Genomic DNA, 26,557 nt, shown 5'->3' with positions numbered 1-26,557 from the left:
GGGCGAGCAAAAGCGCGGGAGAGCGATGGAACGGCAGGGCGGCAGGACCCGCGAACGGGGGCGGGAGCGAACGGACTTGGTCCGGCCGTCGGCCACCGGTGGCGGCGGGCCGGGACCCGGGAGCCGGGGGCTCACCCGTGCGGGCGACAATCGCCCTCTCTGTCGAGCTTCCAGTCGAGGTCTCGCATGCCCCGATGATGTCGGAGCGACCGACCGGGCCACAACCGGATTACCGGCGGTTGACCGTCCTCCGGCCAACCTCGGCCCAATATGCTTCGCTGACGAACTGTAAGGACTCTTGACAGACGAGTGGTCTAGTCCAACCATAGGCATGTCGATCCGACCGGGATGCACTGTGGGGGTGTGACCACCGGCGGCCGAGGCACTGCCCTGCCCTGCCCTGCCCTGCTCCGCCCCCAGGCCCCGCCACGGCGTACGCGCGTCCGCGCACGCCGGCCGTCCGTGCCGCGTGCCTGCGGGAATCCGCACACCCCCGCGCCACCCGTCCCGCCGCACGGTCCTCTCCCCCTACGAGGGTCCCGTACGCCCCCGCAAGGTCCCGCCAGTTCCGCAGCGCCTTTCCGCACGCTTCACCAACGTCCTGCCCCACCACGCCTGTTGGAGAACCCATGCGTCTACGCAGAACATTCCGGTCCGCCCTGACGGCCTGTGCCGCGCTCGTCGCCTCGGCCGGCCTGGTCGCCGGCGCGGCGGTGGCCGACGCCGCGCCCGCCGGCCCGGCCCCCGCCCAGGTGAGCGCCACGACCGCCGCGAAGCCCCTGCCCAGCCGGGTGTTCGCCCCCTACTTCGAGTCGTGGACCGGCGAGAGCCCCGCCGCGCTGGCCGCCCAGTCCGGTGCCAAGCACCTGACGATGGCGTTCCTGCAGACCGCCACCAAGGGTTCCTGCACGCCGTACTGGAACGGCGACACCTCGCTGCCGATCGCGCAGTCCTCCTTCGGCGCCGACTTCGCCACCATCAGGGCCAACGGCGGCGACGTGATCCCGTCGTTCGGCGGCTACACCGCCGACACCACCGGCACCGAACTGGCCGACAGCTGCACCGACGTCAACCAGATCGCCGCCGCCTACCAGAAGCTCATCACCACGTACGACATCAGCCGGATCGACCTCGACATCGAGGCCGACTCGCTGGACAACTCCGCGGGCGTCGACCGCCGCAACAAGGCGATCAAGCTGACGCAGGACTGGGCCGCCGCCAACGGCCGGCAGATCCAGTTCTCCTACACGCTGCCGACCACCACCAGCGGCCCCGCCTCCAACGGCATCGCGCTGCTGCGCAACGCCGTCACCAACAACGCGCGGATCGACGTCGTCAACCTGATGACGTTCGACTACTACGACAACGCCACGCACGACATGGCCGTCGACACCCAGACCGCGACGACCGGCCTGTACAACCAGCTGGCCAAGCTGTACCCGACCAAGACCCCCGCGCAGCTCTGGGGCTCCATCGGCATCATCGAGATGCCCGGCATCGACGACTTCGGCGCGGCGGAGACCTTCACGCTCGCCAACGCGACCGCGGTCTACAACTGGGCCATCTCCAGGGGCATCAACACGCTGTCGTTCTGGGCGCTGCAGCGCGACACCGGCAAGTGCCCCGGCGTCGGCGGGCGCGACGACTGCTCCGGGCTCCCGCAGAACAACTGGGACTTCAGCAGGATCTTCGCGCCGTTCACCAGCAACTTCCCGCCCGAGAGCGACTTCTCGCTCGGCGTGAACCCCAACGCGGGTACGGTGGCGGCCGGTTCGTCCACCACCGCCACCATCACCACCGCCGAGGTCGTCCCGGCCGGCGGTACGCCCTCCGGCACCGCGCTGAGCCTCGGCCTGTCCGTCAGCGGCGCGCCCGCCGGCGTCACCGCGACGGTCAACCCCGGCACCGTCCTCGCCGGTTCGCCCGCGACGCTCACCGTCACCACCGCGGCCAACGCCGCCGCCGGCACCTACCCGCTCACCGTCACCGGCACCGCCGCCGCCACCGGCAGCGTCCACACCGCCACCTACACGCTGAAGGTGACGAGCACCCAGCCGGGCAACGACTTCTCGGTCGCCGTCAGCCCGGCCGCCGGCTCCGTGGCGGCGGGCTCCTCCGCCAGTGCCACCGTCAACACCGGTGTGGTCGCCGGCTCCGCGCAGAGCGTCGCCCTCAGCGTCGGCGGCGCCCCGGCCGGCGTCACCGCCACGGTCAACCCCGGCAGCGTCACCGCCGGTTCGCCCGCGACGCTGACCGTCGCCACCGCGGCCACCACCACCCCCGGCACCTACCCGCTCACCGTCACCGGCACCGCCGCCTCCGGCAGCCACACCACCACCTACACGCTGACCGTCACCGGGGTCACCCCGCCCGGCGGCCTGGCCAACGGCGGTCTGGAGACCGGCAGCCTGGGTCCGTGGACCTGCCAGGCCGGCGGCTCCGTGGTGAGCACCCCGGCGCACTCGGGCTCGTACGCGCTGCAGGCCGCGGCCACCGCATCGCAGACCGGCGAGTGCTCCCAGACCGTCACCCTGGCGCCCAACAAGGCGTACACGCTGACCGGTTGGGTGCAGGGCAACTACTCCTACATCGGCGTGAGCGGCGGCGCCACCGGCTCCGCGTGGACCAGCGGCTCCGGCTGGACCAAGCTCAGCGTCCCGTTCACCACCGGTGCCTCCGGCACGGTGACGGTGTACCTGCACGGCTGGTACGGGCAGGGCAGCGTCTTCGGCGACGACTTCTCGATCGCCTGACGGCTGACAACTGACAACTGACAGATTTCAGCTGACAGACAACAGATGACAGATAACGTCAACTGTCAGCTGTCAGCCCCCGCACCACTCCCCGCCGGGGTGCCGCGACCCTCGTGTCGCGGCACCCCGGCGGGGGCCGTTTCGGCGGCCGGCGCCGACTGCGCGCCGGGCGGCCGGCTACGCGACGGCCGGTTCCGGGGCGCGCCGCCCGGGCCGCAGGAGCAGCAGGAAGGACAGCGCGGCGAGCAGCGAGCAGCCGAGCACGACGACCGCGAGCAGCACCGCCGAGGGGCTCCCGCCCAGGCTGCTGAGCGGGGCGACGACGGCGCCGCAGAGGAAGTTGGCGGTGCCGAGGAGGGCGGAGGCGGAGCCGGCGGCCTGCGGTGCGACCAGGCTCAGCGCCCGGGCGGCCGAGTTCGGCAGGACGATGCCGAGGCCGGCCATCATCACGAACAGCGAGGCGCAGACGGCGACCAGCCCGAGGTCCCAGACGGCGGTGGCCAGGACCAGGAACGTTCCGGCGGCGATCATCGCCGCCAGGCCCGTGCGCATCAGCGTGGCGGCGGCGAAGCGGGGTGCGAGGAGCCGCGCGTTCACCTGGGTGGAGCCGACGATGGCCACCGAGTTGAGCCCGAACAGCAGGCTGTAGGTCTGCGGCGACACGTGGTAGACGTGCTGCAGCACCACCGAGGAGCCGCTGATGTAGCCGAACAGCGCGCCGAAGGCGAAGGTGCTGGTCAGGAGCAGGCCGAGGAACGGCACGTCGCGCAGGAGCCCGCCCATCGTGCGCAGCGTGGCGGCCAGGCCGCCGCCGCGCCGGCTGCCGGCCGGGAGGGTCTCGCGCAGGGCGCCGAAGGCCACCAGGGTGAGCAGCAGGCCGAGGCCGACCAGGGCGCCGAAGGTGCCGCGCCAGGAGGTGACGCGCAGCAGCTGGGCGCCGAACAGCGGGGCGAGGATCGGGGCGAGGCCGGATATCAGGGTGATCGAGGCGAGGAAGCGGATCATCGCGACGCCCTCGAAGCGGTCGCGGGCGACGGCGCGGCCGATGACGAGTCCGGCGGCGCCGGCGGCGCCCTGGACGAAGCGGGCGGCGATCAGCACGGACAGGTTGGGCGCGATCACGCAGACGAGGCTGGCGAGGGTGTAGACGACGAGTCCGGCGAGCAGCGGCGGGCGGCGGCCGAAGCGGTCGCTGAGCGGTCCGAAGATCAGCTGGCCGGCGGCGACGCCGAACATCGAGAAGGTGAGGGTGAGCTGGACGGCGGCCGGTTCGACGGCGAGGTCGTCGGCGATCGCGGGCAGGCCGGGCAGGTAGAGGTCGGTGGTGAGCGGGCCGAGGGCGACCAGTCCGCCGAGGACGAGGATGGTGGCGCGGCCGTTCGCGCCGCCGTCCGCCCGGGCCTTGGCGGTGCCGGGGTCGGCGAGGGCGGGGTCGGTGCCGGGCTCGGCGGCGGGCTCGGCGGCGGGCTCGGCGGTGCCGGTGAGGGAGTCGGCGGGGGCGGGGGAGGCGGAGGCGGCGGTCGACGTGTCACCGGCAGAGCCGGCGGTCGGACCAGGCATGGGGCTCCTCTCGGAACGGGCACGGCGTTCGTGCTCGCTCCGTCCTACCGCAGCTCCCCGGGCCGCCGACAGTCGGGGGGCGGCCGCCGGGTCCGTCCGGGGCGGGGCGGCCGGCCTCCGGTGACGCCGTCTCAGCGCGCGAGCCGTTCGGCCCGCAGGGCGGCCTGGACGGCGGCGCCGTCCTGCCAGGCGTAGAGCTGGTTGCCGGTCAGGGCGACGTGGTAATGGCCGCAGGAGCCGGCCGCCTTGGCGGTGATCCCCTCCGGGAACCAGCCCGCCTTGAGCGAGACCGGCGCCGGGTGGCCGCCCTTGCCGGGGGCGGCCGTCCGGCAGCCGGCGGGCAGCCGTCCCTCCGGGAGGGTGGCGGTCAGCAGGCGGTCGTCGCCGGTGGTGGACATCAGGTAGCGGATGGAGGAGGCGTTGTCGGGCAGCCAGGCCGGCACGGCGCGGTGGTCGGCCTTGGCCGCGCTGCCGCTGGCGTAGGTGGACTGCTCCTGGTGCCGGCCGTCGTACCACTCGGCGACCCTCGGCCCGACCGCCACGGCCGCGACGGCGACGGCCATGCCGGTGCCGGCCACTGTGAGTGCGATCCTGCCCGCGATGCCGTTCATGCCCGACTGTCCTCTCCCGTGTGTGGTGCTGTGCGTCCGGCGCCCGCTTCCCCGGCTCCGGGACCGGCGTCCCGGTCCGTCTCCATCCTGGTGCGCGCCGGGGTGCCGGATCGTCACCGGCAGGTCGTGACCTCGCGCCGTCCTTGGGGGGTAGCTCCTCCACCTTGAGGCGTACGCGCGCCCGGCCGGTCTCGGGGTTCTCCCTGGTCGAGCCTGGCCCGGACCGGCCGGGGGCGCAGCCCGGCCGCACCCGCCCGGGTGCCGGCGGGTGCGGCGGCCACCCGGTCGCCGGATACTGCCGGGCCCGGGCGCCGCCGGGTCAGAACGCCGCCGCGGCGGGGACGGCGAGCGGGAAGGGCCGGCCGTCCAGGGTCCAGTGCGGGTCGATGGGGCGGCCGAGCGCGGCGTACACCTGGGCGGCGACGTCGGGGTGGCGGATCTCGCCGACGGGCGGGGCGGCGGGGATGCCGGGGCCGGCGCAGGCGACCCAGGCGGTGCGCTCCTCGGACGTGCGCCCGCCGTGGCCGCCGGCGTCGACGTGGCCGTGGTCCGTGACGACGATGACCGTCCAGGCCTCCCCGGCGTACCCGCGCCGGGCGCGCAGCGCGTCCAGCAGGCGGCCGAGGCGCTCGTCGGCGGCCCGCATCGCGGCGCGGTACTCCTCGCCGCAGCCGAGGAAGTGGGCGGTCTCGTCGACGGCGCCGAGGTAGACGAAGGACGCCTCGGGGTCGGCGTCGCGCAGCACGTCGACGGCCTCCCGGGTGACCTCCTCGTCGACGGCCTCCCACGCCTCGGGGGTGTCCTCGGCGGGGGCGACGTAGCAGAGCCGGCCGGGGGCGCGGAACAGCGGTCCGCCGGACTCCCCGATGACCAGCGGGTCCCAGCCGGCGGCGACGAAGGTGCGGCGCTGGTCGCCGCGGGCCAGCCGGGTGGTGAAGTCGGGGAAGACGTCGAGCCGGTTGCCGCCCAGGTGGTTGCCCCACACGCCGTGCTTGGCGGGCTCGACGCCGGTGACGATGGTGGCCCAGCACGGGCCGGACATGGTGGGGGTGGAGTCCGCCACCGTCACGGGCGCCAGGAATCCGGCCGCGGCGAGCTCCGCGAGCCTCGGCATCGGCACCTGCTCCAGCAGGTCGTACCGGACGCCGTCGATCCCGACGACGAGGACCCGGGGGCGCGGCAGCGGCGGTGTGGACATGAGGGGCGGTTCCTTTCGCGGTGCGGGCGCCGACCGCGCCCGCAGCGGGGCGGGCGTCGGCGACCGCGCCATGCTTCACGCCCCGCCGGACCGCCGGGTGTCCTGGAGTGGAAGGAGGGATGGACGGAGCGTGTCCGGCGACTTCGGGGGCGGTTTTGCCTCAGGTCCTACGATTTCGTATAGTCCGATTACGTGACTTCATCCCTTGAGCAGAGCCCAGGCTCCGCGATCCTCGCCCTGCAGCGTGCCACGCACGTCACCCTGCAGGTGCTCGCGGCGGAACTGGCCGGCCTCGATCTGACACCTTCCGAGACCAACGCGCTGGCGATCCTGGCCGACGGCCGGAGCCGGACCGTCTCCGAGCTCGGCACCGCCGCCGGCACCCGCCCGACCACCCTCACCAGCGTGCTCGACCGCCTGGAGCGCCGCGGCCACATCACCCGCGGCACCCGGCCGGCCGACCGGCGGGTCGTGGTGGTCGAGCTGACCCCCTCCGGCCGAGCGGTCGCCGAGACCGTCCGGCAGACCCTGGGCGCGCTGGAGGCCCGGGCGCTCGAAGGGCTGTCCGCGGAGTCCCTGGCCGGCTTCCACCACGTCCTGCGAGCCCTCACGGAGGCACCCTCATGACCCACGACACCCTCATGACCCACGACACCCTCGGAACGCACGACACCCTCGGAACGCACGACGACGCGGCCCTCTTCGAGCGGCTGATGGCCCGGGTGCGGGCGGACGGCGGCGGTTTCGGCCACCGTGAGCACGTCCACCTGACCTGGCTGGCGGTCCAACAGGTCGGCATGCCGGCGGCGCTCGCCCTCGTCGGCGACGGCATCCGGCGCACCGCCACCGCCGCCGGCGCGCCCGGGAAGTACCACGTCACCCTCACCCGCGCCTGGGTCGAGCTGGTCGCCCACCACGCCCCCGGCCGGGAGCCCGGGGACCGCGCGGACTTCGCGGACTTCGCCGACCGGCACGCCGAACTGTTCGACAAGCGGCTGCTCGACCGGCACTACCGCCCCGAGACCCTCGCGTCCCCCCGGGCCCGCGCCGAGTGGGTCGAACCCGACCTCACCCCGCTCCCCCGGAGCGCCGACCGCCGGTACTGCGACGGTACTTGAGCACCGTCGCCGTACTGGCGGGCAGTGGGCGGCCGCACCCCCGTGGCGGCCGCCCGCCGCCGTACCGGGCCTACGGGTGGTACACGACCTCCGGGAAGGCCTTCGACGGTCCGTCGAGCAGGTTGCCGTGGTGCCGGTTGCGCAGGTGGAGGTCGAAGAAGGCACGCGGGTAGGCCTGCTGGACGAGGACGCAGCGTCCGGGGTCGATGGTGCCGACCTGGGACTGGATCTGCTGCTCGGTCATGCCGAGCAGCCGGCCCGCCTGGGGGATCAGCGTCATGGTGTCGCCGTACGAGGGGTGCAGGGCGCCGGTGGCCTGGACGTCGAGCCGCCAGCCGCGCAGGTGGCGCCAGAAGGTCTCGACGTACGGGCTGGCGGCCCGGGTGTAGTCGGCGGTCATCATCATGAACGGCCGGTCGATGTCGGTGGTGACGGCGGGGTTCGACTCCATCCGGCCGTCCAGGGTGAGACCGGCGCGGATGCGCTGGTCGGCGACCATGGCGAGGGCGACGGCGGTGCCGCCCTTGGACCAGCCGAAGGCGCCGATGTTCCGCGCGTCCAGGCCGCCGAGCAGGCCGGCCGGCAGGGCGCGGCCGTCGACGTCGGGGTTGCGTCCGTTGGCGAGGTCGACGACGCGTTCGAGCAGGAAGAGCACGTCGGCGGCGTAGTCCCTCGGATACAGCCCCGGGGCGACGCCGTCCCGGGTGACGACGGTCCCGTCCGGGAACTCGGTGATGCCGTCGTGGGTGTGGTCGACAGTGACGACGGCGAAGCCGTGGCTGGCCAGCTCCTGGACCACGATGGTGTGGTCGCCCCGGTGGCCACCCGCGCCGTGCGAGTAGAGGACGACGGGCAGCGGCCGGCCGGTCCGGTGGACGGGCGCGCCCTCGTGGCCGGCGGTGAGCGGGACGAGCGCGGGAGGGAGCGGGAAGCCGGCGTCGTCGAGGAAGGCCTTCAGCGCGCCCTCGGTCATCCAGGGGGCGGGCGGGTACGCGTCGGCGGCCGCGGCCCGGGCCGGGTACCAGACGGTGGCCATCAGCTCGCGGAACCGTCCGGGCCTGGCGTTCGGGTCGAGCCGGGACTCGTCGCGCAGGTGCAGCGGCACCATGCCCACCGGGAAGCGGCCGGTGGGAGCGGGCAAGGTGAGCCGCGCGGGGGAACCGGTGCCGGAAGGGGCGGTGCCGGCGGGGGCGGTTCCGGAGGGGGCGGTTCCGGAGGGCCCGGGAGAGGGGGCGGCCGAGGCGGTGCGGGCGAGGCCCAGCGGCGCGACGGCGCCCAGGGCGAGGGTGGCGCCCAGCATGCGGCGGCGGGTCGGTCCGGTACGGCGTGCGACCGGCGTGCTGTCCATCGGCGTGCTGTCCATCGGCGTGCTGTCCATCGGCGTGCTGTCCATCGGCATGGTGTCCATGCACGGGACGCTGTCACGCGGAGCATGTGGGCAGCATCAGCACACCGGCTGATCTTCCGTCAGCTCGTATGTGCCCACGGGCTTACATCCCCGGGCTGATGACGGTGCGTCGGGGCCGGTCAGGACGGCGGTGGCCGGTCCGCGGTCACGGCGCGGGCCGGAACTCGTGGACCACCTCGATGCGGCCGACCAGGTGCCGGTTGAACGCGGGCAGGTCCTCGGCGGGGACCCAGAGTTCGAGGATGGTGCGCCCGCCCGCCTGGCGCACGGGGTAGCGGGCGAGGAAGGCGGTGTCGACCTCGAAGCGGGTGACGTAGCCGGCGCCGGAGGCGGGGACGTTCCAGTCGCGGGCGATCCGGATCGCGTAGTCCTCGTTCAGCACCGGGTAGAAGATCGGCTGGTCGGGCAGGCGCGGCGGCCAGGCGCGCCAGTCGGCGGCCTCGACCAGGGCCAGTTCCTGCGGGCCGGTCGGGCGCCAGAGGGTGGTGGTGACGGCGGCGGGGGCGCCGGTGGGGGCGCCGGTGGACGTCGGGGCGGGCGGGGTCGTCGGGCCGTTCATGGGCCGGACACTAGCCATGAACGGCCCGGAGGCGATACCGGTTTTCGCGCCGGGGCGGGCCCGGCGGGGCGTCAGCGGTAGGCGGACTCACCGGTGATGGCCTCGCCGAGGACGAGGGTGTGGATCTCGCTGGTGCCCTCGTAGGTGAGCACCGACTCCAGGTTGTTGGCGTGCCGCAGGACCGGGTAGGCGGTGGTGATGCCGTTGGCGCCGAGCACGGTGCGGGCGCTGCGGGCGATCTCCAGGGCGGTGCGGACGTTGTTGAGCTTGCCGAAGCTGATGTGCGCCGGGCGGGCCGCGCCCTCGTCCTTGAGACGGCCGATCCGCAGCGCGACCAGGTAGGCCTTCTCGACCTCCAGCATCATCTCGACGAGCTTCTGCTGGGTGAGCTGGAAGGCGGCGATCGGGCGCTCGAACTGGACGCGGCCCTTGGCGTAGTCGAGGGCGGCGGTGTAGCAGTCGCGGGCGGCGCCGACGGTGCCCCAGAGGATGCCGAAGCGGGCCTCGTTGAGGGAGGACAGCGGTCCGCGCAGGCCGGTGACGCCGGGCAGGACGGCGTCGGCGGGCAGCACGACGTCGTCGAAGGCGAGCGCGCTGGTCACCGAGGCGCGCAGGGACAGCTTGCCGGGCACGTCGGTGGCGGTGAAGCCGGGCATGCCGGGTTCGACCAGGAAGCCGCGCACACCGTCCTCGGTCTGCGCCCAGACGACCGCGACATCGGAGATGCCGCCGTTGGTGATCCACATCTTGGAGCCGGAGAGCACCCAGTCCGCTCCCTCGCCGGCGCCCTTGCGGCGGGCCCGGGTGCGCATGTTGGCGGGGTCTGAGCCGAAGTCCGGTTCGGTGAGGGCGAAGCAGCCGATCAGCTCGCCGGCGGCGAGGCCGGGCAGCCAGCGCCGCTTCTGCTCCTCGGAGCCGAAGGCGTGGATGGAGCGCATGGCCAGCGAGCCCTGGACGGAGACGAAGCTGCGCAGGCCGGAGTCGGCGGCCTCGAGCTCCATGCAGGCGACGCCGTAGGCGACGGCGCCGGAGCCGGCGCAGCCGTAGCCGTCGAGGTGCATGCCGAGCACGCCGAGGGCGCCGAGTTCGGGGGCGAGTTCACGGGCCGGGAAGACGCCGCGCTCGAACCAGTCGCCGATGTGCGGGCGGATCCGGTCGTCGGCGAACCTGCGCACGGTGTCGCGGACGAGGCGCTCCTCGTCGGTGAGCAGGTCGCCGACGGCCAGCAGGTCGGCGGGGTCGATCCTGGGCGGCTTCGCCATGGGGGCTCCTTGTACGCTCGGCGGGGTGCGGGCGGCGGGGTGACGGAACTCGCCGGTCCCGTCGCGGCCCCGGGTACCGGCGAGTATCGCGCACCGGGCCGCTGCCGGGACCGCCGCGGACGAGGGAGTGAGCATGTACACAATCCGGCTGGTGACGGCGGAGGAGCTGCGCGGGTCGGCGGAGCAGCTGGGCGCGTTGCTGGCGGACGCCGTCGACGGCGGCGCCTCGCTCGGCTTCCTCGCCCCGCTCGAGCGCGCCGCCGCGGCCGGCTGGTGGCGGGCGCTGGCCCCGGACGTCGAGGACGGGCGGCTGCTGCTGTGGGTCGCCGAGGCGGACGGCGCGCAGGACGCGCAGAGCGCGAAGGACGCGAAGGATACGGAGAGCGCGGACGGCACCGACGGCGCGGCGCGCGGCCGGATCGCCGGGACGGTGCAGCTGCGTCCGGCGACGACGGCCAACGGCCGGCACCGGGCGGACGTCGCCAAGCTGATGGTCCACCGGGCGGACCGGGGGCGGGGGCTGGCCGGCCGGCTGCTCGCGGCCCTGGAGGCGACGGCCGCCGAGCGCGGGCTGCGGACCCTGGTGCTGGACACCGAGACGGGCAGCCCCGCCGAGCGGATGTACGCGGCGGCGGGCTGGACCAGGGTCGGCGCGGTACCGGACTTCGCGACCGATCCGGCGGGGGTGTCGCACGCGACCACCATCTTCTACAAGGCGCCGACGGCCCCGGCGGCCGCGTCGCTACGATGACGCCTCCGCACCCGGGCGGGGCGCGGGACGAGACGTGAGCGTGAGGGAGGGCGGACCGTGGGACGTTGGGCCGTGGTCGTGCAGGAGACCGAGGGCCTCGGGGAGAACCGGATCTGGGGCCCCAAGGTGCTCGCCGAGGTCGAGGGCAGCCGGGAGGAGGCGCTCGACGAGCTGCGGCGGATCGTCCCGACGTACACCCCGCAGCACCCGTTCAACGGTAGGCGGCGCCGCCTGTACCGGGACGGCGACGGCTATCTGCTGATCACCCAGGGGAGCATGCGGGACTACCACTGCGTCTTCAAGGTGTGGGAGCTGCTGTGGGACAGCGAGCGGCCCGAGGTGCAGCAGGAGCGGCTCGCGGCGGCCAGGGACGGCGCGAGCGACGCGGGCGACGCGGTCTGACGGACGGTGCCGGTCCCGGCCGGGGGGCGCCCGGCGCGCGGTCAGGAGACGCCGCACAGGCGCAGGACCGCCGTGGTCGCGGCGGCCGCGACCACCACCAGCGGGAACGGCGCGCGGCGCAGCGCGAGCGCTCCGGCGACCAGGACGCCGGCCGGCCGGGCCCACCCGGCGAAGCCGTGGCCCTGGGTCAGCGCGCCGGTGGCCACCAGGGCGACCAGCAGCACGGCGGCGGCGACGGCCAGCAGGTGGCGCAGGCGCTCGGAGACGGTGAGCCGGTCACCGAGCAGCGGCCCGGCGAGCCGGAACGCGTAGGTGCCGGCGGCCAGCAGCAGGATGGCGGTCAGGGGCATCGGCGGACCTCCTCGGTGAGCGGCACGGTCTCCTGCGGCACGGGGCCGGACGCCGGTTCGCAGACGACTTCGGACGCCGCCGTCGCCGCCGGGCGGCCGGCGAACAGCAGTCCGGCCAGGGCGAGCAGGACCGGCAGGCCCGCCGGGACGTACGGTGTGGCGGCCACGGCGACGGCGGCGCCGGCCAGGGCGGCGGTGCGGGTGCGGCGGTCGCCGAGCGCGGGCAGGACGAGGGCGAGCAGCACGGCGGGGAACGCGGCGTCCAGGCCCAGGGCGTCCGTGTCGCCGATCAGCCCGCCGGCCGCCGCTCCGACCACGACGGCGACGTTCCAGACGGCGAACAGCGCGAGGCCGCAGACCCAGTACGCCGCCCGGCGCCGTCGCGGGTCGGACTCCAGCAGGGTGAACGCGGCGGACTCGTCGGTCAGCAGTTGGGCGCCGAGCAGCCGGCGCCATCGAGGGCCGTCGAGCGCGTCGGCGACGGTGAAGCCGAAGGGCAGCAGGCGGGCGTTGAGGACCAGGCCGGTGACGACGGCGGCGAGCGCGCCGCCGCCGGAGAGCACGATGCCGACGGCGGCGAACTGCGAGCCCCCGGCGAAGACCAGCACGGACATGGCGACGGGCACCCAGAGCGGGAGGCCGCCGGAGACGGAGATCGCCCCGAACGAGGCGCCGACCAGGGCGTCCGCGCAGCAGACCAGGGCGATGTCGCGGAGGGTGGCACATTCGAGGGTTCGGAGGAGCGAACGCATGTCCAGTAGAGTGAACGCCACGGGGGTCGTTCGTCAAGCCGAACGCCTGGACGTGTGGAGCGAACGCGGATGAGTGGAAACAGCGGCGGCGGTCCCGCCGGGAGCGAGCTGATCGAGCTGATCGCGGCCTCGATCCGGCGCGAGCGCGAACGCGCCGGGCTGTCGATGGCCGAGCTGGCCCGCCGGGCGGGGATCGCCAAATCGACGCTCTCGCAACTGGAGTCGGGCGCCGGCAACCCGAGCGTCGAGACGCTCTGGGCGCTCGGCGTCGCCCTGGACGTGCCGTTCAGCCGACTGGTCGACCCGCCGCGCCCGGTGGTCCGGGTGGTGCGGGCCGGCGAGGGCCCGGTCACCCACTCCGAGCGGGCCGACTACGCGGCGACCCTGCTCGCCTCCTGCCCGCCCGGCGCCCGGCGCGACATCTACCGGATCGACGCCGAGCCGGGCGAGACCCGGGCCTCCGACCCGCACATGCCGGGCACCGTCGAGCACGTGCTGCTGGGCGCCGGCCGGGCACTGGCCGGGCCGACGCAGGCGCCCGTCGAACTGGGCCCGGGCGACTACGTCAGCTACCCCGGCGACGCCCCGCACGTGTTCCGGGCCCTGGCGTCGGGCACCCTCGCGGTGATCGTGATGGAGCACGTCTGACCCCCGGCACGACGGCTCCACGCCCGCGGCGCCCCCGGGCCGGCCGACGACCCGGAGGGCCCCCGACGGCCGTACGTGTCCTTCGTCGCTCTCCACAGCGCGATCGGCCCGCCGTACCGGACCGTCTCCCTGCCGCCGGCGATCCGGCTCTCCGCCCACACCGACGCGCCCCGCTGGACGGTGGCGGCGGTGTACGCGGCGAACAGCGGGGTGTGCGTCCTGCTCCGGAGCAGGATCGGCTCCCGGGCGGAGACCGCGCGCCAGGGCGGCCGGGCGTTCCGCCTCGCGGGACTGTTCTTCCCGGTCAGCTGCCCGCCGATGGCCCCGACCGCCGATGGTCCGGTCTGGGTCGCGCCGGGGCTCGCCGTGCTCGCCGTCGCCGTGCACAGCCTCGGGGAGGTGCGGGAGTCCCCGGGCGGCTACGCGCTCGGCTCCGGCCTCGCACCCGACCACGCCCAGGGGCCGTACCGGGGCCTCGGCGTCGGCTTCGACGCCGGGCAGGCGCCGGCCCCGGTGGTCCTCACGACGGCGGTCCTGCGCCTCGGACACACGGGCCGGCTGCTGCCCGGCGCGTTCTTCGCGGCGCCGGGCGCGGCGGGCCGCCGGTGGCCGCCCGGGCGGAGCGCACCCGCCGACCGGGCCACGACCGGGCCACGACCGGGCCACGGCGCCGCCCAGCCGGGCGGCCCGACGGGCCCGCGCTTCCCGACACCGCACAGCTAGAGCTTCAGGAGCCGGTCCAGGAACGGGTTGCCGAAGACCCGGTGCGGGTCGTGGCGGTCCAGGGTGGTGACGGCCTCGTCCCAGCCGGGCCCGCCGCCGTCGCGGAGGCCGGCCGGGATCACCCGGTCCAGCACGTCCGCGTCGGCCCAGGCGGCGTCCTCGGTGTAGGCCCAGCCCTTGGACCACTCGACCCGCAGGCCCGCCCGGGTGCCGTCGAAGGAGCGCAGCAGGGCCTGTTCGAGGTCGCGGCCGAAGCGGTGCAGCCCGGGCGTGCCGGGGAAGCCGAGCACGTCGAGCCAGACGGCGGTGTCCCAGTCGGGGCGGTCGGGGCGCGGGCGCAGCGCGGAGAGCAGCGGCGGCCGGGCGCCGGGCACTCCGGACCAGGCCGGGTCGTCCACGCCGGTGACCCGGATCTCCACCGCGCCGTTCACCGGGAACTCGCCGCGGTCGCGGTAGGTGTCGAGCAACGCCCGGTAGCGGTCGGCGAATTCGGCCACCACCCACTGCAGGTCGGCGCGCCGGGCGAGGATCGCGTAGCCGTTCGCGGTGACCCGCAGGGTGGTGGGGCGCACGTACTGGAGCAGGGTGCGCGAGGGGCCCCAGAGGTCGGAGCGCAGGCCGCCGGCGAGCAGGTGGGTGAGGACCTCGCCGGTGAGCAGTTCGCGGAGCAGCCCGCCGGACAGGAGGACGTCGGTGAGGTCCCCGGTGAGGCCGATCTTGGCGACGAGGTACTGGAGTTGGCCGAAGAGCGGGGCCGATGCCCAGGTGCCGGCGACGAGGTCGCCGGCCAGCCGGGCGACCGGCTCGGGGACGGAGTCGGAGAAGGGGTAGTTGTAGGGCTCGTCGACGGCGCGGGAGGCGAAGGGGCGGTTCGGGGCGACGCTCCAGGTCTTCAGCCAGGGCCGCTCGGTGTAGGCGAACCAGATCGCCTCGACGCGGCCGTCGCGTTCGACGAAGTCGGCGAGGGTGCGCGGGCGCGAGGGGGTCGAGGGCGGCGACGCGTCGGGGCGGGCGAAGAGTTCGGCGGCCGGGATGTCCAGCCGGCTGACGCAGCGCAGCGGCCGGTCGGCGCCGGCCCGGAGCACCACCTCGGTGACGAACGCCCGGCCGAGGTGGACCAGGAAGGCGGCGCTGTCGGCCTCGGCGCGGTCGAAGGTCCGCAGCGTGTAGCGGTCGGTGGCCGGGTCGAGGACCACGGCGGTCAGCCGGGTGACCTGGTTGCTGACGGAGCCGTAGCCGTGTCCGTCGGGGCGGACCTCGCCGGCCGCGGGGACGGCGGTGCCGTGGCCGCCGATCGCGAGCACGCCGCCGACGGTGAGCTCGCCGGGGGCGGGGACGGCGGTGAGGCCGAGGCCGCGCTCGGCGAGGTGGGCGAGCAGCGCCTCCATGGTCGCGCCGCTCTGGGCGCGGACGGTGGTGGGCGAGTCGGCGGTGATCGCGGTGAGGTGGCGGGTGGTGTCGAGCAGCAGCACGCGGGCCGCCTCCGGGGTGCCGTCGGCGACGGTGAGCGGCGCCCAGGTGTGCCGGTGGCCCTGGGCGCGCAGGCGCCAGCCGTGGGCGCGGGCCCAGTCGGCGAGCGCGGGGACCTCCTCGGGGGTGCGCGGGGCGCAGGTCCACAGCTGGTCGGTGCGGACCTCGCCGGACCAGTTCCGGTAGACGCGCCGGAACAGCTCGGTACCGGCCGGGAGCCCTGGCGGGGCGGGGCGTCGGCCCGGGCGCTGTCCGGGCCGACGGTGCCGCGCAGCAGCCAGGCGCCTGCGCCGAGGGCGGCGGAGGCGCCGAGCAGGCGGCGCCGGCTGAGGCCCCGGTGCGCCTCGTCGCGGTCGCGGTCGTGGTTTTGGGCGTCGTTCTCGTGGCCGTGGCCGTGGCCGTTGCCGTGGCCGTGGCCGTCGTGCTCGTGCCGGTGGTGGTGTTCCGTACTCATGCCCCGCCCCCTGGTGTCCGTGGTCTCCCCCGATCCGGGTGAATGTACGAAGCGGTCGGCCGGGTCCTGCGGCGGCGCCCGCGATCTTCACTCGAAGGAATGAACCTTGCCGGATTTCCCGGTGCGCTCATAGGTTGATCGTGATCACCGGGCCGCATCGCCGGCCCTCGTCACCCTCGGAGGCCCCACCGTGTCCGCGCCCGCGCCCCTGGCCGTCGCCGTCGCCCAGCCCGCCTGCCACCCGTCGGGGCGGCCCGGGACCGTCGCGGTCAACGTCGAACGGCACGCCGCCGCGGTCCGGGCGGCCGGGGCGGTGCGCCTGGTGGTGTTCCCGGAGTTCTCGCTCACCGGCTACGACCTGTCCGCGCCCGCCGTCGACCCGTCCGACGAGCGCCTCGCGCCGCTCGTCGGGGCCTGCGCCGAGACCGGCGCCACGGCCCTGGTCGGCGCGCCGGTCGCCGGGGCGGACGGCCGCGAGTACATCGCCACGCTCGCCGTCACCGGCGCCGGCGCCTCGGTGGTCTGCCGCAAGACGAACCTCTACGGCAGGGAGGCCGAGCGCTTCACCCCCGCCGACCGGCCCGCCGTCCTGGAACTGGACGGCCGGCGGCTGGGCCTGGCGATCTGCGCGGACGCCGCCGACCCGGAGCACGCGAAGCGGCTGGTCGCGCTCGGCGCCGACGCCTACGTCGCCTCGACGCTCTACGGGGCGGGCGCCGAGGCGCTGGCCACCAAGGAGGCCCGGTACCCGGCGCGCGCGGCGGACAACGGCCTCTGGGTGGTGCTGTCCACCGCCGCCGGGCCGAGCGGCGAGTTCGCCGCGACCTCGGGCGGCTCGGGCGTCTGGGCGCCGGACGGCACCGAGGTCGTCAAGGCGGGCACGGTACCGGGCGAGGTCGTGACCGCGGTGCTGGGGTAGGCGCGGGCGCCGCGCCGGTACCCGCGCGCGGGGGGCCGCTCCCCCGGCCCGGAAATACCCGGGGCCCGCGCACGGCTGTGGTGTGCGAAAGCCATTCCCGGCCCGGACGGGGTCCCGGGCCCGAAGGGGCCCCGCCCCGGCCGGGACCGTTCAGGAGGTGCAGCGCACGATGGGTGACGAGCAGATGTCCGGCGACCACCGGATCGAGCACGACTCGATGGGCGAGGTCCGGGTGCCCGCCGGGGCGAAGTGGCAGGCGCAGACGCAGCGGGCGGTGGAGAACTTCCCGGTGTCCGGCCAGCGCCTGGAGCGGGCGCACATCGCCGCGCTGGCCCGGATCAAGGCCGCCGCCGCGCGGGTCAACGCCCGGCTCGGCGTGCTCGACGAGGAGACCGCCGGCGCGATCGCCTCCGCCGCCGAGGAGGTGGCGGCGGGCCGCTGGGACGCCGAGTTCCCGGTGGACGTCTTCCAGACCGGCTCGGGCACCTCGTCCAACATGAACGCCAACGAGGTGATCGCCACCCTGGCCGGCGAGCGCCTCGGCCGGCCGGTCCACCCCAACGACCACGTCAACGCCAGCCAGTCGTCCAACGACGTCTTCCCGTCCTCGATCCACATCGCCGCCACCGCCGCCGTCAGCCACGATCTGGTCCCGGCGCTGGAGCACCTGGCGGAGGCGCTGGAGCGCAAGGCGACGGAGTTCGCGGACGTCGTCAAGGCGGGCCGCACGCACCTGATGGACGCCACGCCGGTCACCCTCGGCCAGGAGTTCGGCGGCTACGCGGCGCAGGTCCGGCACGGGCGCGAGCGGCTGCTGGCCACCCTCCCCCGGGTCGCCGAACTGCCCCTCGGCGGCACCGCCGTCGGCACCGGCATCAACACCCCGCCCGGGTTCGCGGCGGCGGTGATCGAGGAGGTCGCGCGCGCCACCGGGCTGCCGCTGACCGAGGCCCGCGACCACTTCGAGGCGCAGGGCGCGCGGGACGGCCTGGTCGAGCTGAGCGGCCAGCTGCGGACCGTCGCCGTCGGCTTCACCAAGATCGCGAACGACCTGCGGTGGATGGGCTCGGGCCCGCGCACCGGCCTCGGCGAGCTGAACCTGCCGGACCTCCAGCCCGGCTCCTCGATCATGCCGGGCAAGGTGAACCCGGTCCTGCCCGAGGTGGTGCTGATGGTCGCGGCCCAGGTGATCGGCAACGACGCCACCGTCACGGTGGCCGGGGCGAGCGGCAACTTCGAGCTCAATGTGATGCTGCCGGTGATCGCCCGCAACGTCCTGGAGTCGGTCCGGCTGCTCGCCAACAGCGCCCGGCTGCTGGCCGACCGCGCGGTGGACGGCATCACGGCCAACGCCGAGCGGGCCCGGGAGTACGCGGAGTCCTCGCCGTCGGTGGTGACGCCGCTGAACCGCTACCTCGGCTACGAGGAGGCGGCCAAGGTCGCCAAGCAGGCGCTCGCCGAGCGCAGGACCATCCGTCAGGTGGTGCTGGATCGCGGGTACGTCGAGCAGGGGCGGCTCACCGTGGAGCAGCTGGACGAGGCGCTGGACGTGCTGCGGATGACCCGGCCGTAGTCACCGGCCGGTGTGCGGTCCGGTGTGCGGTCACTGGCGCGCGCCCGGGGCGCGGAGCGGCGCTGCCGCCCTCCGCGCCCCGGGTGTCGGCCTTCCGGTGACCGTCAGCCCTTGGCCCGACCGGCCCGGCCGCGCCGCATCGCTGCTCCGTTCGACGTCATCGTGGCCATCGAGATGGCGGCCAGTCCCAGCAGGAACATGACGGCGCCCGCGATCAGGCAGGTGACGATGTTCTTGCCCCGGGCGGCCCCACCCGAGACGGCCCACGGGGAGATGATCGTCCACACGCCGAGCAGGGTGGCCGCCCAGGCCCGTGCGTGGGTGCGCTCGTACGCCGAGCCGTAGCCGGCCATCAGCACGCAGTAGGCGATGCCGACGATCAGGCAGGTGACGGTCAGCGTGTTGAACGCGGTGAAGCCGACGATCCACGGCGAGGCCGCCAGGAACAGACCGGCCAGAACGGCCATGGCCTCGACGGCCTGGGCCCGCGGGGTCAGGGTGACCCGCTCGTAGTGCTCCCGGAGTTCGACGATGTCCGGATGGTGCTCCATGCCCATCGGCGCTTGGGTCGACACCGATACCACCTCCTAGGTTGCGAACATGGAGGGCTCTAGCCCAGTACCATTCTGGCGCTGTTCGACCGTTTTGCACCTTTTCTTCCGGACGGCTACTCTTCCGCGGCCGCGCCGGCGCCCACGCCCGCACCGGCGCCCGCACCGGCGCCCCCGTTGCCACGGCGCGGGTGACCTCCGTCTCACCGCCGCCCGCCTCCCTTGCCTATGCAACTCGTTGCATAGCAGGATGCCGGTCATGGCACTGGAGCACGCGATCCTCGTCTCGCTGCTGGAACGGCCCGGCTCCGGCTACGAACTGGCCCGGCGCTTCGACCGGTCCATCGGCCGCTTCTGGACCGCCACCCACCAGCAGATCTACCGGGTGCTGCGGCGGATGGAGGCGGACGGCTGGGTCCGCGCCGAGGAGGTCGCCCAGGACGGCCGGCCGGACAAGAAGGTGTACTCGGCGGCGCCGCCCGGACGCGAGGCGCTCGCCGCCTGGCTGCGCGAGCCCGTCGAACCGGAGACCGTCCGCCACGAGCTGGCCGTCCGGATCCGGGCGGCGGCCTTCGACGACCCGGCCGCGCTGATCCCCGAGGTCGAGCGCCACCGGGAGGGCCACGCCGCCCTGCTCGCCCGCTACCTGCACGGCGAGCGGCGCGACTTCCCGGGCGCCGCGGCCCCGGACGCGCTCGACGCCCGGGAGCGGCTCCAGCACGTGGTGCTGCGCGGCGGCATCGAGTACGAGCGGATGACGCTCGCCTGGCTCGACGAGGTGCTGGCCACCCTGCGCGAGCTGGCCGACGGCCGGACCGCCCCCGGCGCCGACCACTGACCTCCCGCTTCCCTTCCCCTCCCTCCTCCCCACCCTCACCCTCGACCCCCGGGAGCCCGCGATGCTCTTCAACCCGCGCACCTACGACCCCGCGCAGTACGACGAGCCGACCCGCCGGCTGCTGCGCGCGACCGTGGACTGGTTCGAATCGCGCGGCAAGAAGGCGCTGATCGACACCTACATCGACCGCGCCTGGTACGCCGACTTCCTCGAATTCGCCGCCGGGGAAGGCCTGTTCGCCGAGTTCCTGACGCCCTCCGCAGCCGACCCGGCCAAGCGCTGGGACACCTCCCGGATCGCCGAGCTGAACGAGATCCTCGGCTTCTACGGCCTCGGCTACTGGTACACCTGGCAGGTCACCGTCCTGGGCCTGGGCCCGGTGTGGCAGAGCGAGAACGAGGCCGTCCGGGCGCGCGCGGCCCGCCTTCTGACGGAGGGTCATGTGATGGCTTTCGCCCTCTCCGAGCGCGGCCACGGCGCCGACATCTACTCGACCGACATGATCCTCACCCCGGACGGCGAGGGCGGCTTCACCGCCACCGGCTCCAAGTACTACATCGGCAACGGCAACGTCGCCGGCCTGGTCTCGGTGTTCGGCCGCCGCTCGGACGTCGAGGGCCCCGAGGGCTACGTCTTCTTCGCCGCCGACAGCCGCCACGAGGCGTACCACCTGGTGAAGAATGTGGTGAACGCCCAGATGTACGTCAGCGAGTTCCGGCTGGAGGACTACCCGGTCCGCGCCGAGGACGTGCTGCACACCGGCAAGGCCGCCTTCGACGCCGCCCTGAACACCGTCAACGTCGGCAAGTTCAACCTGTGCACGGCCTCCGTCGGCATCTGCGAGCACGCGATGTACGAGGCCGTGACGCACGCCCACAACCGGGTGCTGTACGGCAGGCGGGTCACCGACTTCCCGCACGTGCGCCGGGAGTTGACCGACGCCTACGCGCGGCTGGTGGCGATGAAGCTGTTCTCCGCCCGCTCGGTGGACTACTTCCGCACCGCCTCCCCCGAGGACCGCCGCTACCTGCTCTTCAACCCGATGACCAAGATGAAGGTCACCACCGAGGGCGAGAAGGTCATCGACCTGATGTGGGACGTCATCGCGGCCAAGGGCTTCGAGGCGGACACCTACTTCGACAAGGCCGCCAAGGACATCCGCGGCCTGCCGAAGCTGGAGGGCACCGTCCACGTCAACCTGGCGCTGATCCTCAAGTTCATGGCCAACTACCTGTTCGACCCGGCCGAGTACGCCCCGGTGCCGACCCGGCAGGACGCCGCCGACGACGCGTTCCTGTTCCGCCAGGGCCCGGCCCGCGGCCTCGGCGCGATCCGCTTCCACGACTGGCGGGCCGCCTACGACGCGCACGGGCACCTGCCGAACGTCGCCCGGTTCCGCGAACAGGCCGACGGCTTCTGCGAGTTGCTGCTCACTCACGCGCCGACCGCCGAGCAGCAGGCGGACCTGGACTTCCTGCTGGAGATCGGCCAGCTGTTCGCGCTGATCGTCTACGGCCAGCTGGTACTGGAGCAGGCGGCGCTCACCGGGCTGGACGCGGACCTGCTGGACCAGGTCTTCGACGCGCTGGTGCGGGACTTCTCCGCGCACGCCACCGAGCTGCACGGCAAGGCGTCCGCCAGCGAGGCGCAGGCGGCGTGGGCGCTGGCGCACGTGCGCCGCCCGGTCGCGGACGCGGCGCGGGCGGCGAAGGTGTGGGACATGGTCGAGGCGCTCTCGGGCGCGTACGAGATGGCCCCGTAGGCGGCCTCCGGGGGTGCCGGCCGGCGGACCGGCACCCCCGGGGCACGTCACCGGCCGGGCGTCAGAAGGTGAGCTTCCAGCTGTCGATGTAGCCGGTGTCCTGGGGGCCGACGTCCTGGACCTTGAGCTTCCAGGTGCCGTTGGCCGGCACGGCGGAGGCGTTCACGGTGTACGTGGTCTGCACGTTCGCCCCGGAGTCGCTGCTGGAGGACTTCAGGCGGAAGGCGGTGCCGTTCGGCGCGACCAGGTCGATGACGAGGTCACCGCGATAGGTGTGCTTGATGTCCACGCCGACCTGGAGCGCCGCCGGGGCGTTTCCGGCGCGGCCGGTGACGGTGACGTCGGAGGTCACGGCCGAGCCGTAGTCGGGGATCTGGACGTCGGCGGTGTTCTCGAAGACCGTGCCGGTGGGCGGGGTGGTGCCGCCGGCGGCGAGGGTCCAGACGGCGTAGGCGATGGCGTCGCTCATCCGGTCCAGCGCGGTGTCGTTGATGTTGGCGCTGGTGTCGCAGGAGGCGTGGTAGCAGCGGTCGAACGGCTGGCCCGCCGTTCCGCCCCACTTCGCCGCCTGGGCGCTGGTCTTGGTGTAGTCGGCGCCGCTGAACAGCCCGCCGACCCGGATGCCGGCGTTCTGGAACGGGGCGTGGTCGGAGCGGCCGTCGCCCTCGAAGTCCTGCTCGGTGCCGATGCCGAGGCCGGCGAAGTAGTCGCGGAACAGGGCGTCGAGCGCGCTGTCGTAGCGGTAGGTGAAGTAGCCGGGGTTGGGCGAGCCGATCATGTCGAAGTTGAGGTAGGTCTCGATCTTCGAACGCTCGGTGGCGGCAAGGCCGTTGACGTAGTTCTTGGAGCCGACCATGCCGTACTCCTCGGCGCCCCACCAGCCGAACCGCAGGTGCTTGGTGGGCTGGAGGCCGGCCCGCGAGACGGCGAGCGCGGTCTCCAGGACGCCGGCCGAGCCGGAGCCGTTGTCGTTGATGCCCGGTCCGCCGGTGACGGAGTCGAGGTGGGCGCCGGCCATGACGACGTGCGAGGTGTCGCCGCCGGGCCAGTCGGCGATGAGGTTGTAGCCGGTCGAGCCGTTGTAGCTGAACGTCTGCAGGGTGGTGGTGTAGCCGGCCGCGTCCAGCTTGCTCTTCACGTAGTCGATCGAGGCCTTGTAGCCGGTGCGGCCGTGGGCCCGGTTGCCGCCGTTGGCGGTGGCTATGGACTGGAGTTGGGCCAGGTGCGCCTTGACGTTGGCGACCGGGATGTCGGGGGCGGCGACGGCCGCCGGTGCGGCGGAGGCGGCAGGGCGGGCGGGGGCCGCCGAGGCGGCGGGGGCGAGGAAGGCGGCCGCGAGGGTGACGGCGGCAGCGGCGGACAGGGCGGATCGGCGCAGGCGGGATCGCCGCGGGGCGCGCTCGGTCAAGGGGGGCTCCGGTATCCGGTGGGGCAGAACGGAAGCGCGTCACTTCACGGGCGGCACAGGGGTGTTGAGGGGGTGCGGGCGCCGGCCGCGCCGAAAAGTTGACGCGACCATGATGATTGGGCGAAGCCGGGTGTCCGTCAAGGGGCGGCGGGCGAGTGACAGCTGACAGAATCTGAAATCTGTCAGCTGTTATCTGTCAGCTGTTATCTGTCAGCTGTTATCTGTCAGTCGTCAGCTGTCAGCCGTCAGCCGTCGACCGGGGGCAGCTCGGGGCTGCGGGGCAGTACGGCCCGGACGACGGCGCCGCCGTCGTGGTTGCCCGTCGCGAACCGGCCGCCCAGCTCCTCGGCCCGCTCGGCCATCGAGCGCAGCCCCACCCCCGAACCGGCACCCCGCACCGCCGCGCTCCCGTCCCGGCTCTCCGTCGGATCGGCCGGGAAGCCGCAGCCGTCGTCCCAGATCTCCACCACCACCGCCTCCGGCCGCACCCGCAGCGTCAGCCGGGCCCGGCCCGCCCCCGAGTGGCGCAGCACGTTGTGCAGCGCCTCGCCGCTGATCCGCAGCGCCGCCACCTCGACGGCGGCCGGCAGCGCGGGCGGCGGGTCCGGGTCCAGTACCAGCGAGATCCGCACCCGCGGCCCGTCCAGCTCCGCGACCAGCCGCCGCAGCGCCACCGCGAGCCCCTCCCCCGCCAGCGCGGCCGGCGCCAGCCCCTCGGTGATCCGGCGCAGTTCGTCGATCGCCTGCCCGATCCCGGCCGACACCGCGACCAGCGAGCGGGCCGCCGGGGAGTCCTCGGGCACGACGGCACGCGCGGTGTCGACCCCGAGCCGCAGGCCCGAGAGGGTGGGCCCGAGGCCGTCGTGCAGGTCGTGCCGCAGGCGCCGGCGCTCCTCCTCGCGGGCGAGCACGATCTGCCGCCGTCCGCGCTGCAGTTCCTCGTACATGCGCAGCGAGGCGATCGCGGGCGCGGCCTGGTCGGCGAGGAAGCGCAGCACCTCGTGGTCCTGCGCGTCCAGCTCGGGCTGCCCGGTGCGCGGCGGCGCGTACAGGTCGCCGATCACCGCGCCCTCGTAGCTGAGCGGGAACACCTGGCTGGCGGGCCCGAGGGTGCCGACGGCGGCGAGTTCGTGCGGTCCGGTGCGGGTGTGCAGGACGACCCGCGCGCCGGGCAGGCCGAGGGCGTTGACCACGGTGTCGCAGAGCAGGGGCGGCGCGTCGGCGGGGCTGACGGCGCGGCTCAGCCGCTCGGCGAGTGCCCGCACCACCTGGTAGGGGCGGGCCCGGTCGCCGTAGTAGAAGCGGTCGACGGCCCGCACCACCCACCGGGTGGTGGGTCCGAGCAGTCCGCCGATGGCCAGCGCCCCGGCGGCGAGCAGTTGCGCGGGCGTGCTGCTGGCCTGCGGCAGGGCGCGGCGCAGCAGCAGCGCGATGCCGAGGTAGCCGGCGATCAGCAGGGCGGTGAGGGCGAGGACGCTGAGCATCCGGCGGGTCGCCCGGTCGAGGTAGCGGGAGCGGTCGCGGGTGAAGGCGTAGCCGACCGCGCCGAGCATCCACAGGGCGGAGCCGGCGAAGTAGGCGACCGCCGCGACGCTCTCCGCACTGCCGAGCCGCAACGCGATGTTGGTGGTGACCAGCCAGACCAGGTAGGGCACCAGGACGGCGGTGACGCTGCGGTGCGGGCGGGCGGAGCGCCGCCAGCGGACGGCGGCGACGGCGAGGCTGGTGACGACCAGGGCCCAGGCGACCAGGGTGGCGCGCCACTCGTCCAGCGGCAGGCCGCTCCCGGGCGGCACCAGGATGTCGCCGTGGTACGGGAGCGGGCTGCGCAGGCGGACGGTGCACGCGTGCGCGGTGCTCCAGAGGGCGATGGCCGCGATGTACGCGCGGCCCGGTCCGCCGGGCAGCCGGCCCTCGGGCAGCCAGAGCGGCAGCGCGAGGGAGACGAAGATGAACAGGGCGACGGAGACGAGCAGCAGGGCCGTGCCGAGGGCCTGCACCGCCGGGCCGGCGTCGGCGACCGCGCCGGCGAGGAGGGCGAAGCGGGAGAGGCAGCCGAGGAGCCCGGCGGCGAGCAGGCAGCGGCCGAGGCTGCGGCCGGCCGGCGGTCCGGCGGCGGGGCCCGGGACGGTCCCGTCGAGGGCGGGTGCGGCGCGGTGGGCGAGGATGAGCAGCCCGGAGAGCGCGAAGGCGAAGCCGAGGAGGACGGTCTCGCCGTCGTGGAGGTAGTACGGCGCCGCCCAGGGGGCGTCCGGGTGGGTGACGGCGAGCAGGACCCAGCCGAGCCCGCTCAGCAGGGTCGCGACGCAGGCCCAGGCCGCCGGGCCGAGGACGGTGCGCCGGGGCGTGGCCGGGGCCGGCGGGGACACCGACGGCGCGGGTGGGCCCGCCGGGCCGTGCGCGCGGACGGGCCGGACGGCCGGCCCGGCGGTGGCCCGGGCCGGGGTGGTGGTGGCCGGGGTCGCGGCCGGTTCGCTCATGAGGGCCTCCTCACCCGCATCCTGCGGGTCCTGCCGTCCCGGCGGCGCGGGACGGCGGTCCGGTTCCGGCCCCGGCCCGGATCGGGGTGGCGGCGGGGTGTCCGCGGGTGCGGGTCAGCCGTCGCCGAGTCCCATGTCCCGGGCCCGGGCGACGGCCTCCGCGCGGGTCGCGACGTGCAGCTTCTCGAAGATGTGGGTGACGTGGTTGCGGACCGTCTTCTCCGCGACCACCAGCTCCCGGGCGATCCGGCGGTTGTCCAGTCCGCGCGCCACCAGGTCGAGGACCTCCGCCTCGCGGGCGGTGAGCGCCGGGAAGAGCTGGCCGGCATCCCGCACCCGGGCCCCGGCGAGCAGGGTGGTGATCCGCTCGGCGACGTCCGCGCCGAACACCGCGCCGCCGGCCGCGACGGTGCGCACCGCGTGCAGCACCTCCTCGCGGCCCGCGCCCTTCACCAGGTAGCCGCGGGCCCCGGCCTGGAGGGCGGCGAGCAGGCTGCCGTCGTCGTCCGCCATGGTGAGCATCAGCACCGGCGGGGCGGGCTGGTCGGCGGAGAGCCGGCGGGTGGCCTCCAGCCCGGAGCCGTCCGGCAGCGAGAGGTCCATCACGACGACGTTCGGGCGGCTGCGGGCGACCGCCTCCGGCACGTCCCCGACGCGCTCGGCCTCGGCGACGACGACGATGCCCTCGGCGCTTTCGAGGGCGGCCTTCAGGCCCTCCCGGAACAGCGGGTGGTCGTCGACGATCAGGACCCGCACGGGACCGGCGGCCGACTCCTCGTCCCGGCGGCCCTCCGGTCCCCGCGGGTCTTCGGCGGGCTGTTCTTCATCCACCTGGCCGACACTACCAGCGATACAGGTGTGACTTTCCGTGACAGGCCTCGCGGCCGGGGGACGTGACGCTCCGTGCACCGGGCGGCCTGGGCCGAGCAAGACCGCTGCCCCATGCGCCCGGGACTGCGGGAGACCGAGACTGAAGACAGCGCGCCCGGCCCGGCGACCGGTCGTCG

General features: G+C 74.7%; 24 protein-coding genes. 11 read left to right on the top strand and 13 right to left on the bottom strand.

The genetic code is table 11. The features are described from left to right. Positions 1-629 precede the first annotated feature (629 nt). Complete coding sequence (locus tag ACFCLZ_RS30345) at positions 630-2,753, top strand: glycosyl hydrolase family 18 protein (RefSeq protein ID WP_380281084.1); 2,124 nt, start codon at positions 630-632, stop codon at positions 2,751-2,753. A 177-nt stretch (positions 2,754-2,930) separates the two neighbouring features. Here the strand turns inward: ACFCLZ_RS30345 and ACFCLZ_RS30340 are convergent, their stop codons facing one another. From ACFCLZ_RS30340 to ACFCLZ_RS30330, 3 genes are all read right to left on the bottom strand, one after another. After that, positions 2,931-4,313, bottom strand: a complete 1,383-nt coding sequence (locus tag ACFCLZ_RS30340; RefSeq protein WP_380281083.1) for a multidrug effflux MFS transporter — start codon at positions 4,311-4,313, stop codon at positions 2,931-2,933. Positions 4,314-4,444: 131 nt separating this feature from the next. Next, a complete protein-coding gene (locus tag ACFCLZ_RS30335; RefSeq protein WP_380281082.1) occupies positions 4,445-4,924 on the bottom strand; it encodes a hypothetical protein in 480 nt (159 codons plus the stop codon). A 319-nt stretch (positions 4,925-5,243) separates the two neighbouring features. Further along, on the bottom strand, positions 5,244-6,122 hold the full coding sequence (locus tag ACFCLZ_RS30330; RefSeq protein ID WP_380281081.1) for an alkaline phosphatase family protein: 879 nt from the start codon (positions 6,120-6,122) through the stop codon (positions 5,244-5,246). A gap of 192 nt (positions 6,123-6,314) precedes the next feature. On the opposite strand from ACFCLZ_RS30330, the gene ACFCLZ_RS30325 reads away from it, so the two are divergent. Together ACFCLZ_RS30325 and ACFCLZ_RS30320 are read left to right on the top strand one after the other, a co-directional pair. Further along, positions 6,315-6,749: a MarR family winged helix-turn-helix transcriptional regulator gene (locus tag ACFCLZ_RS30325; RefSeq protein WP_380281080.1), complete on the top strand. Its 435-nt coding sequence runs from the start codon at positions 6,315-6,317 to the stop codon at positions 6,747-6,749. Beyond that, positions 6,746-7,240, top strand: a complete 495-nt coding sequence (locus tag ACFCLZ_RS30320; RefSeq protein WP_380281079.1) for a hypothetical protein — start codon at positions 6,746-6,748, stop codon at positions 7,238-7,240. The genes ACFCLZ_RS30325 and ACFCLZ_RS30320 overlap by 4 nt, the downstream gene beginning before the upstream one ends. A 70-nt stretch (positions 7,241-7,310) precedes the next feature. Here the strand turns inward: ACFCLZ_RS30320 and ACFCLZ_RS30315 are convergent, their stop codons facing one another. The 3 genes from ACFCLZ_RS30315 to ACFCLZ_RS30305 form a co-directional block, all read right to left on the bottom strand. After that, complete coding sequence (locus ACFCLZ_RS30315; protein ID WP_380281078.1) at positions 7,311-8,648, bottom strand: alpha/beta hydrolase family protein; 1,338 nt, start codon at positions 8,646-8,648, stop codon at positions 7,311-7,313. A gap of 145 nt (positions 8,649-8,793) precedes the next feature. Beyond that, a complete protein-coding gene (locus ACFCLZ_RS30310) occupies positions 8,794-9,207 on the bottom strand; it encodes an ADP-ribosylation/crystallin J1 (protein ID WP_380281077.1) in 414 nt (137 codons plus the stop codon). A 71-nt stretch (positions 9,208-9,278) separates the two neighbouring features. Next, positions 9,279-10,469: an acyl-CoA dehydrogenase family protein gene (locus tag ACFCLZ_RS30305; RefSeq protein ID WP_380281076.1), complete on the bottom strand. Its 1,191-nt coding sequence runs from the start codon at positions 10,467-10,469 to the stop codon at positions 9,279-9,281. A gap of 133 nt (positions 10,470-10,602) precedes the next feature. Here ACFCLZ_RS30305 and ACFCLZ_RS30300 point away from each other — a divergent pair, with 133 nt between their 5' ends. After that, positions 10,603-11,220, top strand: a complete 618-nt coding sequence (locus ACFCLZ_RS30300) for a GNAT family N-acetyltransferase (RefSeq protein WP_380281075.1) — start codon at positions 10,603-10,605, stop codon at positions 11,218-11,220. 57 nt (positions 11,221-11,277) lie between these two features. After that, positions 11,278-11,622 (top strand): hypothetical protein, encoded by a 345-nt coding sequence (locus ACFCLZ_RS30295; protein WP_380281074.1) that lies wholly within the window; start codon positions 11,278-11,280, stop codon positions 11,620-11,622. Positions 11,623-11,663: 41 nt separating this feature from the next. Here the strand turns inward: ACFCLZ_RS30295 and ACFCLZ_RS30290 are convergent, their stop codons facing one another. Together ACFCLZ_RS30290 and ACFCLZ_RS30285 are read right to left on the bottom strand one after the other, a co-directional pair. Then, complete coding sequence (locus ACFCLZ_RS30290; protein WP_380281073.1) at positions 11,664-11,972, bottom strand: AzlD domain-containing protein; 309 nt, start codon at positions 11,970-11,972, stop codon at positions 11,664-11,666. Further along, a complete protein-coding gene (locus ACFCLZ_RS30285; protein WP_380281072.1) occupies positions 11,963-12,724 on the bottom strand; it encodes an AzlC family ABC transporter permease in 762 nt (253 codons plus the stop codon). The genes ACFCLZ_RS30290 and ACFCLZ_RS30285 overlap by 10 nt, the downstream gene beginning before the upstream one ends. Positions 12,725-12,793: 69 nt before the next feature. On the opposite strand from ACFCLZ_RS30285, the gene ACFCLZ_RS30280 reads away from it, so the two are divergent. Both ACFCLZ_RS30280 and ACFCLZ_RS30275 read left to right on the top strand, forming a co-directional pair. Further along, positions 12,794-13,372 (top strand): helix-turn-helix domain-containing protein, encoded by a 579-nt coding sequence (locus ACFCLZ_RS30280; RefSeq protein ID WP_380281071.1) that lies wholly within the window; start codon positions 12,794-12,796, stop codon positions 13,370-13,372. 75 nt (positions 13,373-13,447) lie between these two features. After that, positions 13,448-14,095 carry a hypothetical protein gene (locus ACFCLZ_RS30275; RefSeq protein WP_380281070.1) on the top strand — a complete coding sequence of 216 codons (648 nt, stop codon included), beginning with the start codon at positions 13,448-13,450 and terminating at the stop codon, positions 14,093-14,095. On the opposite strand, the gene ACFCLZ_RS30270 is transcribed toward ACFCLZ_RS30275, so the two are convergent. Continuing rightward, the gene (locus tag ACFCLZ_RS30270; protein WP_380286329.1) at positions 14,092-15,846 is read right to left on the bottom strand and encodes a cholesterol oxidase substrate-binding domain-containing protein; all 1,755 of its coding nucleotides are present in this window, start codon (positions 15,844-15,846) and stop codon (positions 14,092-14,094) included. The two genes, ACFCLZ_RS30275 and ACFCLZ_RS30270, sit on opposite strands and share 4 nt — an antisense overlap. A 363-nt stretch (positions 15,847-16,209) precedes the next feature. Between ACFCLZ_RS30270 and ACFCLZ_RS30265 the strand changes: the two genes are divergently transcribed. After that, positions 16,210-16,938: a carbon-nitrogen hydrolase family protein gene (locus ACFCLZ_RS30265; protein ID WP_380281069.1), complete on the top strand. Its 729-nt coding sequence runs from the start codon at positions 16,210-16,212 to the stop codon at positions 16,936-16,938. Positions 16,939-17,122: 184 nt separating this feature from the next. Then, positions 17,123-18,511, top strand: coding sequence for a class II fumarate hydratase (locus ACFCLZ_RS30260; RefSeq protein ID WP_380286328.1), 1,389 nt, complete (start codon positions 17,123-17,125; stop codon positions 18,509-18,511). Positions 18,512-18,615: 104 nt separating this feature from the next. Here the strand turns inward: ACFCLZ_RS30260 and ACFCLZ_RS30255 are convergent, their stop codons facing one another. Continuing rightward, a complete protein-coding gene (locus tag ACFCLZ_RS30255) occupies positions 18,616-19,086 on the bottom strand; it encodes an SPW repeat protein (protein ID WP_380281068.1) in 471 nt (156 codons plus the stop codon). Positions 19,087-19,321: 235 nt separating this feature from the next. Here ACFCLZ_RS30255 and ACFCLZ_RS30250 point away from each other — a divergent pair, with 235 nt between their 5' ends. Both ACFCLZ_RS30250 and ACFCLZ_RS30245 read left to right on the top strand, forming a co-directional pair. Then, positions 19,322-19,900, top strand: coding sequence for a PadR family transcriptional regulator (locus ACFCLZ_RS30250; RefSeq protein WP_380281067.1), 579 nt, complete (start codon positions 19,322-19,324; stop codon positions 19,898-19,900). A 61-nt stretch (positions 19,901-19,961) separates the two neighbouring features. Then, the gene (locus ACFCLZ_RS30245; RefSeq protein ID WP_380281066.1) at positions 19,962-21,662 is read left to right on the top strand and encodes an acyl-CoA dehydrogenase family protein; all 1,701 of its coding nucleotides are present in this window, start codon (positions 19,962-19,964) and stop codon (positions 21,660-21,662) included. A gap of 61 nt (positions 21,663-21,723) precedes the next feature. On the opposite strand, the gene ACFCLZ_RS30240 is transcribed toward ACFCLZ_RS30245, so the two are convergent. The 3 genes from ACFCLZ_RS30240 to ACFCLZ_RS30230 all read right to left on the bottom strand — a co-directional run bounded on the left by ACFCLZ_RS30240 (position 21,724) and on the right by ACFCLZ_RS30230 (position 26,306). Then, positions 21,724-23,040 (bottom strand): M28 family metallopeptidase, encoded by a 1,317-nt coding sequence (locus ACFCLZ_RS30240; RefSeq protein ID WP_380286327.1) that lies wholly within the window; start codon positions 23,038-23,040, stop codon positions 21,724-21,726. Between the two features lie 275 nt (positions 23,041-23,315). After that, positions 23,316-25,550: an ATP-binding protein gene (locus ACFCLZ_RS30235; protein WP_380281065.1), complete on the bottom strand. Its 2,235-nt coding sequence runs from the start codon at positions 25,548-25,550 to the stop codon at positions 23,316-23,318. Between the two features lie 114 nt (positions 25,551-25,664). Further along, positions 25,665-26,306: a response regulator gene (locus tag ACFCLZ_RS30230; protein WP_380286326.1), complete on the bottom strand. Its 642-nt coding sequence runs from the start codon at positions 26,304-26,306 to the stop codon at positions 25,665-25,667. Positions 26,307-26,557 lie beyond the last annotated feature (251 nt).

Source organism: Kitasatospora purpeofusca (assembly GCF_042691725.1).
Classification (GTDB): domain Bacteria; phylum Actinomycetota; class Actinomycetes; order Streptomycetales; family Streptomycetaceae; genus Kitasatospora; species Kitasatospora purpeofusca_B.
Note: the sequence above shows the minus strand (reverse complement) of the source record. Positions and strands in the feature narration are given on the sequence as shown.